The sequence below is a fragment of the Streptomyces sp. NPDC059456 genome, from assembly GCF_042750055.1.
Lineage (GTDB): Bacteria > Actinomycetota > Actinomycetes > Streptomycetales > Streptomycetaceae > Streptomyces.
This window is the reverse complement of record NZ_JBHYVA010000994.1, coordinates 1-2,147: the sequence shown is the minus strand read 5'-3', so window position 1 is coordinate 2,147 and position 2,147 is coordinate 1. Positions and strand designations below refer to the sequence as shown.

Here is a 2,147-nt window from a genome sequence, read left to right as displayed (position 1 = left end):
GCGATACCGCATTGAGAGGGCGGCGTGCTAGGCCGCTACACAACGGGGGCTTGCTTTGTACTGCGCTGGGCTACCAGGACTCGAACCTAGAACAAAGGAACCAGAAACCTTCGTGTTGCCAATTACACCATAGCCCAATGTGGTCTATACCAGACCAGTACCCCCGACCGGATTCGAACCGGCGCTACCGCCTTGAGAGGGCGGCGTGCTAGGCCGCTACACAACGGGGGCCCTAGCGATCCTGCATCAAGACGTCCGGGAGCTACCCAATGGAGACCTTGCGGGAAGGATCTGTACCCCCGACCGGATTCGAACCGGCGCTACCGCCTTGAGAGGGCGGCGTGCTAGGCCGCTACACAACGGGGGCAAAGCACTGCGTTACTGCTGCACTGCGCTGGGGTACCAGGACTCGAACCTAGAATAAGGGAACCAGAAACCCTCGTGTTGCCAATTACACTATACCCCACCGAAAGTCAACCCCCTGTGGGGCTTTTCTTTCGAGTGGCGCCTCCGTCCGGCCTTTCGGCCCGCTCCGGCGGCGCAGAAAGAACATTACCGGATGCCTGACCGTGCTCCAAAACGGGTATCCGAGGCCAGGAGCTCGGGGAGCTGGACGAGCCCCGCGATCCGGTGCACGCCCGAGGGGCCCGGCCCGCGCGCGCCGTCCCGGTCGAGCCAGACCGCGGTGAGCCCGGCGTCACGGGCGCCGCGCGCGTCGATCTCCGGCTGGTCCCCCACGTACGCCACGTCGCCCGGCGGCAGCCCGAGCGCCTCGCAGGCCGCGAGGAAGGCCTGCGCCTCGGGCTTGCTCACACCCAGTTCCGCGGCGCACACCAGCACCTCGAACCGCTCGCGCAGGCCGAGCCGGCGCAGCTTGGGGTCCTGGTTGACGGTGGAGGAGTTGGAGAGCACCCCGTGCCGGTAGTCGCCGGCGAGGGCGTCCAGGACGGGCACGACGTCGGGGAAGAGCGTCCAGGCGGCCTTGTAGTGCTCCACGTAGCGGTCGAACCAGGCATCGGCCTCGGCGGCGCCCATCGCGGGCTCGCCGAGGAAGTCCCGCACCCGGTCCCGGCGCTGTTCGGGGAAGCTCACCTGCCCGGCGGCGAAGCGGTCCCAGTGGCGGGTGGTGATCTCCCGCCACAGGGCGAGCGCCTCCTCGGGGGAGCCGTACCGCTGCGCGAGGCCCTCCTCGGCGAGCCGGCGCGCGAGGCCGGCGCTGTCCGCCCCGGTGTAGTCGAACAGGGTGTCGTCGATGTCCCACAGCACGGCGCGGATCGGCATACCCCCGACGCTACGACATCGCGGGGGCCCCGCCCTCGGGAACGACGAAGAAATCGGTGACGAAACACACGACGGCGCCGGCCGCGTCCCGGCCGACCCAGGTCGGGTAGTGGCCGTCGCCGAAACCGGAGGAGAAGGCCGCGAGGTTGTGGCCGTCCTCCCCGTCGACGAGGTGGACGCCCGCCGCGTGCCCGGCGGCCTCGAAGGCGTCCCAGAGCGGCCCCTCGTCCCCCTCGCACTCCTCGAAGGAGTCGTTGGCGGCGGCGTCGTAGAAGCAGCCCGCGCCCGCGTCGACGCCGTACCCGAAGTACCCGTCCTCGCCGAGTTCCGCGGGGTCCTGGCCGTCCTTCAGGGCGAGCTCCCAGGCCACCACCGGGGCCTCGGTGACGAGCAGGCGGGCGGCGGCGACCCTGCGGTGCGGCTCGTCCGAGGGCTCCTCGCCGGGCTCGGTCAGGGTGGCCATGGCCACCTGCACCCGGTGGCGGCCCGCCGGCGCCTGCACGGTGAACGGCGTGATCCAGTCGCCGCCCAGGCCGGTGAAGGGGTCGCAGGCCACCACGCGGCCCGTGGGCAGCCACAGCTCGCCCCCGTCGACGACGGACAGCGTCCCGGTGGGGCCCTCCTCGTACGAGAAGGTGCTGCCCGGCGTGAAGAACCAGGAGAAGTCGGGGGCGGTGATCGGCACGTCGGGCCTTTCCTGCTGTGTGGTTGCGTACGGGTGGACCCTAGCGACCTGCGCTGACAACGCATCAGGGGGCGGGCGCCCGGGGGTGCGGCGGGCCGCCCCCGGCCGGGGGGCGGGGGGGCCCCCGCGACGGGATGCCGAAGGTGACCGACGAGTTCGACCGGATCGTGGAGGTCAAGGA

2 protein-coding genes and 4 tRNA genes are annotated in these 2,147 nt (G+C 70.7%); all 6 read right to left on the bottom strand.

The features are described from left to right. Positions 1-65: 65 nt before the first annotated feature. The 6 genes from ACFXA3_RS41470 to ACFXA3_RS41445 all read right to left on the bottom strand — a co-directional run bounded on the left by ACFXA3_RS41470 (position 66) and on the right by ACFXA3_RS41445 (position 1,966). Positions 66-137: transfer RNA gene (locus ACFXA3_RS41470), tRNA-Gln, on the bottom strand. A 21-nt stretch (positions 138-158) separates the two neighbouring features. Then, positions 159-231 (bottom strand) — tRNA-Glu (locus ACFXA3_RS41465). A 63-nt stretch (positions 232-294) separates the two neighbouring features. Further along, positions 295-367, bottom strand: a tRNA-Glu gene (locus ACFXA3_RS41460). A 27-nt stretch (positions 368-394) separates the two neighbouring features. Then, positions 395-466 (bottom strand) — tRNA-Gln (locus ACFXA3_RS41455). A gap of 86 nt (positions 467-552) precedes the next feature. Next, positions 553-1,281: an HAD family hydrolase gene (locus ACFXA3_RS41450; RefSeq protein WP_385196512.1), complete on the bottom strand. Its 729-nt coding sequence runs from the start codon at positions 1,279-1,281 to the stop codon at positions 553-555. 10 nt (positions 1,282-1,291) lie between these two features. Then, positions 1,292-1,966, bottom strand: coding sequence for a DUF4241 domain-containing protein (locus ACFXA3_RS41445; protein WP_385196510.1), 675 nt, complete (start codon positions 1,964-1,966; stop codon positions 1,292-1,294). Positions 1,967-2,147 lie beyond the last annotated feature (181 nt).

Bases quoted from the DNA above. Each gene is read 5' to 3' on its own strand.
- ACFXA3_RS41450 (WP_385196512.1), bottom strand. From the start codon at position 1,281: ATGCCGATCCGCGCCGTGCTGTGGGACATCGACGACACCCTGTTCGAC.